This window comes from Streptacidiphilus cavernicola (genome assembly GCF_042510955.1).
Classification (GTDB): Bacteria; Actinomycetota; Actinomycetes; order Streptomycetales; family Streptomycetaceae; genus Streptacidiphilus; species Streptacidiphilus cavernicola.
This window is the reverse complement of sequence record NZ_JBHFAB010000017.1, coordinates 163,325-169,324: the sequence shown is the minus strand read 5'-3', so window position 1 is coordinate 169,324 and position 6,000 is coordinate 163,325. Positions and strand designations below refer to the sequence as shown.

At 56.7% G+C, this 6,000-nt stretch carries 6 protein-coding genes and 1 pseudogene; 6 read left to right on the top strand and 1 reads right to left on the bottom strand.

The window, feature by feature from the left end:
* Positions 1-125: 125 nt before the first annotated feature.
* Positions 126-539, bottom strand: a pseudogene (locus ACEZDE_RS22540) (AAA family ATPase); the annotation flags it as partial.
* Positions 540-596: 57 nt separating this feature from the next.
* Between ACEZDE_RS22540 and ACEZDE_RS22535 the strand changes: the two are divergent.
* From ACEZDE_RS22535 to ACEZDE_RS22510, 6 genes are all read left to right on the top strand, one after another.
* A complete protein-coding gene (locus tag ACEZDE_RS22535; protein WP_380538625.1) occupies positions 597-2,198 on the top strand; it encodes a recombinase family protein in 1,602 nt (533 codons plus the stop codon).
* A 278-nt stretch (positions 2,199-2,476) separates the two neighbouring features.
* Entirely contained in the window at positions 2,477-2,806 is a 330-nt protein-coding gene (locus ACEZDE_RS22530) for a hypothetical protein (protein ID WP_380538623.1), read from the top strand.
* Between the two features lie 353 nt (positions 2,807-3,159).
* Complete coding sequence (locus tag ACEZDE_RS22525; RefSeq protein WP_380538621.1) at positions 3,160-3,930, top strand: recombinase family protein; 771 nt, start codon at positions 3,160-3,162, stop codon at positions 3,928-3,930.
* Between the two features lie 23 nt (positions 3,931-3,953).
* Positions 3,954-4,721, top strand: coding sequence for a ParA family protein (locus ACEZDE_RS22520; RefSeq protein WP_380538619.1), 768 nt, complete (start codon positions 3,954-3,956; stop codon positions 4,719-4,721).
* On the top strand, positions 4,699-5,013 hold the full coding sequence (locus ACEZDE_RS22515) for a hypothetical protein (protein WP_380538617.1): 315 nt from the start codon (positions 4,699-4,701) through the stop codon (positions 5,011-5,013). The genes ACEZDE_RS22520 and ACEZDE_RS22515 overlap by 23 nt, the downstream gene beginning before the upstream one ends.
* A gap of 393 nt (positions 5,014-5,406) precedes the next feature.
* A complete protein-coding gene (locus tag ACEZDE_RS22510; protein WP_380538615.1) occupies positions 5,407-5,988 on the top strand; it encodes a hypothetical protein in 582 nt (193 codons plus the stop codon).
* Positions 5,989-6,000 lie beyond the last annotated feature (12 nt).

Genomic DNA, 6,000 nt, shown 5'->3' with positions numbered 1-6,000 from the left:
ACCGGGAGTAGACCGGCCCCTGCCGACGACCGGGATCCCCCTGGGGAACCGACCGCCGTCAGGGTGGGGAATTACGCCGACAGCAACCGCCCGAAGTAGGGGAAAAGCGCCGTCGCTGACACCTCCAGGCCGCCGTCGTAGACCACCCGGCCGTGGTCGATCACCATCACCCGCGAGCACAGCCGCTCGATGTCGGTGAGGTCGTGCGTGGTCAGCAGCACCGTCGTGCCGGACTCCGCGTTCACCTCGGCCAGGAACTCCCGCACCCGGTTCTTGCTGACCACGTCCAGGCCGATGGTCGGCTCGTCCAGGTACAGCACCTCCGGGTCGTGCAGCAGCGCCGCGGCGATGTCGCCGCGCATCCGCTGGCCCAACGACAGCTGCCGCACCGGGACGTCCAACAGCGGCCCCAGCTCCAGCAGTTCGACGCAGCGGTCGAGGTTGCGGCGGAACCGCGCGTCCTCGATCCGGTAGATCCGCCGGGCCAGCTCGTAGGAGTCGCGCAGCGGCAGGTCCCACCACAGCGTGGTGCGCTGTCCACAGCACTATTGCAAAAGATGTGATCATTGTTACAATAAGTAACAGGAGATCACGCAGTGCAACAACAACCGAACATCATTGAGCGCGTCCACCGTGGCGACTTGACCGGCCTTCACATCGCCGGATTGGTTCGGCTCTCCTTCGAGACACACCCCGACCGTGAAACGTCCGGTTCTCCGATGACCGGCGGGGACATCAACAACCGGGATGAGCAGGAAGCATTCTGCCGCAAGTATGTCGAGTCACGAGGTGGCACGTACGTCGGCACCTACGACGAACCCGACACCTCTGCTTGGAAGAAGAAGCGCATCAAGCAGGAGGACGGGAGCTACATCTACCGCGTCATCCGGCCCGTTTTTGAAGGGATGCTCAGCGACCTCAAGAAGGGGTCTACTGAGTCCGAGCACTTCAACCCGGCCGACGGCTTCGGCAAGGTGACGACTATTGACGGCTCGGTTGTCTATGACATCGACCGCCTCACCCGCGACCACCGCCACCTAGAAGACGCAATCGAGGTGGTGCAGTACTACCACCGTCCCATTCTCGACATTCGAGGTTCGCTCGATCTCTTGACCGACAACGGTCGGTCTGCGGCGCGCTACGTGTTGAATGCCCGCGCCAGTTCATCCACCGACACCGCACGCCGCTTGAGGGACAGTCATCTATCACGCGCCATTAGGGGTATTCCGGTTGGTGGCAACCGTGCCTTTGGATGGGCGGAGGACAAGCGCACCATCGTTCCACGCGAAGCCTGGCAGATCAAAGCGGCGGCTAGGTTGCTGCTTTCCGGAATGAAGGCGACCACCATCATTCGCAAGTGGAACCAGGCTGGAAGGCTCACAACCAAGGGCAACCCGTGGCGGCGAAGGACGTTCGTTCTCATGATGACGTCGCCGCGCATGGTCGGATACCGCGTCTATGGGCCGATGGACCAGCCGCACCACATGCGCTACCTCACCGATGACGCAGGCAACCCGATTAAGGGTCAGTACGAGGCCATCTTGGACGAACCCACCTGGCACGCAGTCGTGGCGCTTCTCACTGGAGCGGACCAGCAGCCGGAAGACCACGCGGAAACCGGGAAGCTTAAGTACCTGGACATCGGGAAGCTGAAATACCTACTTTCCGGCATCATGCGGTGCGGCAATTGCGGGGGCAAACCCACCGGCGGGGCACAGCCGAACGGCCGCTACACCTACCAGTGCAAGTACAACGACGGCGGTTGTGGCAACTGCGGATCGGGCAACGCGATTGATGCAATCGTAACTGGCCTCATCCTCGCACGCCTGGAAGAACAGAAAATCGACGTTGAGCTACAACCGTGGCCAAACGCCGAGGAGCTTGCCGCTCTCACCACGACCAAGGCGAGTCTACTGGCTCAGTTCAAGGAGAACCCCGATATGGGGCCTCACATATGGCCGGAAGTACGGAAGAAAGAAACGGCTATCGCTGCACTCGTCAAAGAACGAGCAGCCTACGCTAGAAAAAACGCCAAGTTCAAGACAAAGAACATGGTGGAAATATGGCCAACCCTAGAAATAGAGCAACAACGGGCCATTGCTGCCGAGATGTTCGAGGCCGTCGTCATGACGCCAGCCACCAAAAACAGTAACCGGTTTAATCCTGAACGTCTACAGGTGATTCACCGGCAACGATAGCGGTGATATTTTCGATCTGAGTGGGTTGAAGCGCAGGGGCATCACGCAACTGCAATTCAACCCACTTTTGCGTGTGCTCATCGGGTTCAGTTGGTTGAGCCTGCGAGTTTGATTTCATGCTTACAACTCCAATTATCCTGCAATTATAAGTCAGCCAAGGAGTGGGATCAATCGCCATTTATAAAGTCAAGCATTGAAATATATGCAGAATGATGTATAAATGTCGGCTGCCATGAAGTGGAATGGCAACTGGAGCCCCTAGAAAAGGAGCAAAAGAAATGGCGATTGTTCAGCGTAGGATCTCTGACCTGAACGGGCAGGAGGGCACCGACGCGGAGTTCGCGTTGGTGATCGTGCGCCAGCACCCCACCCTCGACCAGCCGAAGGCGCTGGACGTGCTCGTGTCGGAGACGGAGCAGTTCAAGGGGCTCGACGACCTCGTGGTCCTCGAAGTGCAGCTGCCGAACGGCAGCAAGCACGACGTGGCCATGAGGCTGTCCGAGTTCAACAAGCTCAACCCCAACATGACCCAGGTTCTGAAGGACGCACGCGGTACTCGCGGTCGCGTTCCGGGAACCCGGATCGGGAACAACACCACCGGCGAGTGATCGCCACCCCCGCCCGCTACCAACGGTGCTGACAGCAATTCTTGTCACCCCACGGTAGAGAGCGCCCAGCCTACATTTATGTAGGCTGGGTTTTACTATTTCGCCGCATATCAGCCGATTTGCCACATGCTAGAGAATGAAAACTCATTCTTGTCCACGTACATATGTAAGGGCTGTCCGCGACGAAAGAAAATGGGGACTACGTCGCACAATACCCATTTTGCGTCCTACTTTTCTTGTTGCCTTAAATGATCTTAAAGATCATAATGCAGTCAAGCCCGCAAAACCGAAAGCCCACAAAGAGGCATGCAGACAATCGGGCGATGCAAAGACTTTAATGGAGGCAACCATGTATGACCAACGTAGTTGGATATGGCCGGGTAAGCACCGGTAATCAGAAAACAGAAGGAACGATCGACGTACAACGGCATGAGGTGCATGCCTACTGCGCCGAACATGAACTCCACCTTCTAAAGTTCTTCGGGGACGAGGGTGTAAGCGGTGGCCTAGAGGACCGAGCCGGCCTGAGCCAGCTGTTTGAGTTCTTGGAAGACGTAAGCGGTATCAAGGCCGTTGTCATCTACAAGCTCGATCGCATCGCTCGTGATCTCCTCATTCAAGAGCACTTACTCAAGAAGTTATCCCTCCTCGGCGTTGAAATCGTCAGCATCAAAGAGCCTGACCTCGCCGGAGATGAACCTGTCCGCAAGTTCACCCGGCAAATCATGGGAGGCGTTGCCGAGCTTGAGAAGGCGTACATCACGATGCGCCTGACGGATGGCCGCAAGAATAAGGCTCGCAAGGGTGGCTATGCCGGTGGTGGTGTCCCCTTCGGCTATATGACAACTCAGGATGGCGACTTAGCCGTACACCCGGAACGAGCCGAGGTCGTGCGGCTCATCTTCAAACTACGCCGACGCCGAGTACCAATGAGCTATAACGCCATCGCAGACTACTTGAACGAAAACCTGATCCCCACGGCACAAGCTGCGCGCTGGTATGCCCGTACCGTCAAGAACGTGTGCGAAAACGCAATCTATCGCGGCAAGCTAACGTACGGCGGAAACATCAGCCTACGTCCGGACCTTGCCTTAACAGGGAGCCGCCAGAGGACGGCCTTGTAACCAATATCTATTCCTTACACACTATGACGAGAAAAATAGCCATCACACTGCGGAAAGGTGGAAGCGGAAAGACGACAACAGCCGTGAATCTCGCAGCAGGTCTCCGCCAGCTCGGCCAACGGGTATTGCTGGTGGACTTAGACCCCCAAGCTAACGCGACGCTCGCGGTCGGCATCAATCCCCTTGCCCTGCCCTATAACATCAATCACCTGTTCACCTCTATTGACGTACGTCCCAGGGACGCAATTCATCACCTACCCACGGACCTTGACCTCTTGCCCTCGCACCCTGACCTAGGCGTAACAGAGACCAGTATGAAAGCGTCTCAGGTAGGCGTCCTCCGGGGAATGCTTCAGGCAATCGAAGACGACTACGACTTCATCATCCTCGATACCCCACCCTCAGAGTCCTTCCTAGCAATCAATGCCCTCGCCTACGCAGACGAGGTAATCATTCCCCTACAAGCCCACTACTTGGCAGTGCATGGCCTGGAGCAAGCCATGGAGCAAATAGAGAACGTACGGCAGGGGTTGAACCCTTCCCTTCGTATCAGCGGCATTCTCCCTACCATGGTGAACCAACGCACCAACATCGCCCGCATGATTCTCGATGACGTGCGAGAGAAATATCCTACCCTGGTCTACCCCTTCCAAATTGACTTCAGTATCAAGCATGCCGAAGCCAGCTTGGCGGGTCTGCCTGTTGTGCTATTCGAGCCGAACAGCACAGGGGCGCAAGCATATAGAAAATTAGCGGAGACAGTCTTACATGACAAGCAAGCAAGAACTTAGAGATTTAATGAGCGACCGAAGCCCGCTTGCCCGCGAGACGGTTACGCCCGTAAGCCCGTATGCAGTTGAACCCGCAAGCGGCTTAGCCAGCAATACGGCTAGCCCGGAGCCCGGCAAACCCACAAGCCCGCAAGTGGTCAAGTACACCACTCGGCTTGAGCCAGCCCTGATTAAGTGGGTAAAGCGCGAAGCTTTGGAACGCGAGATCAGTGACTATGAGATCGTGCAGCAGGCATTAGAAGAGTTCAGAGACCGGCAAGCCAGCAAACCCACAAACCCGCAAGCGGCTTAGCCAGCTCGCCGCGACGAAATAGACTCAGGCCGAGAAATCAAGCCGCATCATCCTAGGTGCGGCTTCTTGCTAGCATAATATTGCTAATTCTACTGACACACTTTATACTCACAAACAACTAGTGCTTGGACTTGTGCAAAATTCCATGCGCTAGCCATCGGTATTGAGGGTAGCAACGTGCTCCGGTTGGCAGACCGCATGAATAGCATTGACTTTCATGTTGGCATTGTTTACTATGGAATTAGCACAAGTTCAAGCAACACATTCGGTTCGACTTGAAAAAGGCCCTCACTGCGGGGGCCTTTTTCTTTTGTCTCTCAGCCTCATGCAGCGCCGCCCAAGCGGATTGATACCGAGCCCCCAATCACCATTAACCAGAAGGGAACTCAAAACATGGGAGCGACAGCATTAAGTGAAGTAATCAGCGCAAGGCAGTTCTATAGAAACAAAGCAAGCGAAGCTCGCATTAGTTCTATAGAAAAACCGCTGACGCAAGAAGCGGAAAGGGAAGCTCGCATCGTCAGAGACTTACCCGCAGAGATCAATGAACTCAACGTCGGCATGGACTGGCTGCGAGAGGCCAAGGCCAACCGGTACCGCAAGCTCATCAGGGAAGGGCACCTAAACGACCTCCTGGAGCTGGTGGCGCTCGCACCGAAGATGGCCCAGACCACCACCCCTGCAAACTGGTTCGCTGCATGGGCGGGTAAGAAGCACTGGGAACGCACCTTGAAGACCCTGACCAAGCTCCGCCGAGTGGCACAAGTAGCTGAGGAAGTCGCTACCAGGGTCAAGGCTCTACCGAAGGACATGGGGGCCGTACTCAAGGCAGTGTGGCGTCACGGAGAACGAGCCGTTCAGATGGCAGTCACGGCGTCGGAAACAGCGGTGACCAAGAAGCGGCCGGAAGGGTCGGCGTACAGGCTGTTTTGCTTCCTCGCCTTCAAGCAGGCAGACACCCCGGCCGGGGCATAGCCCCTGTGACGC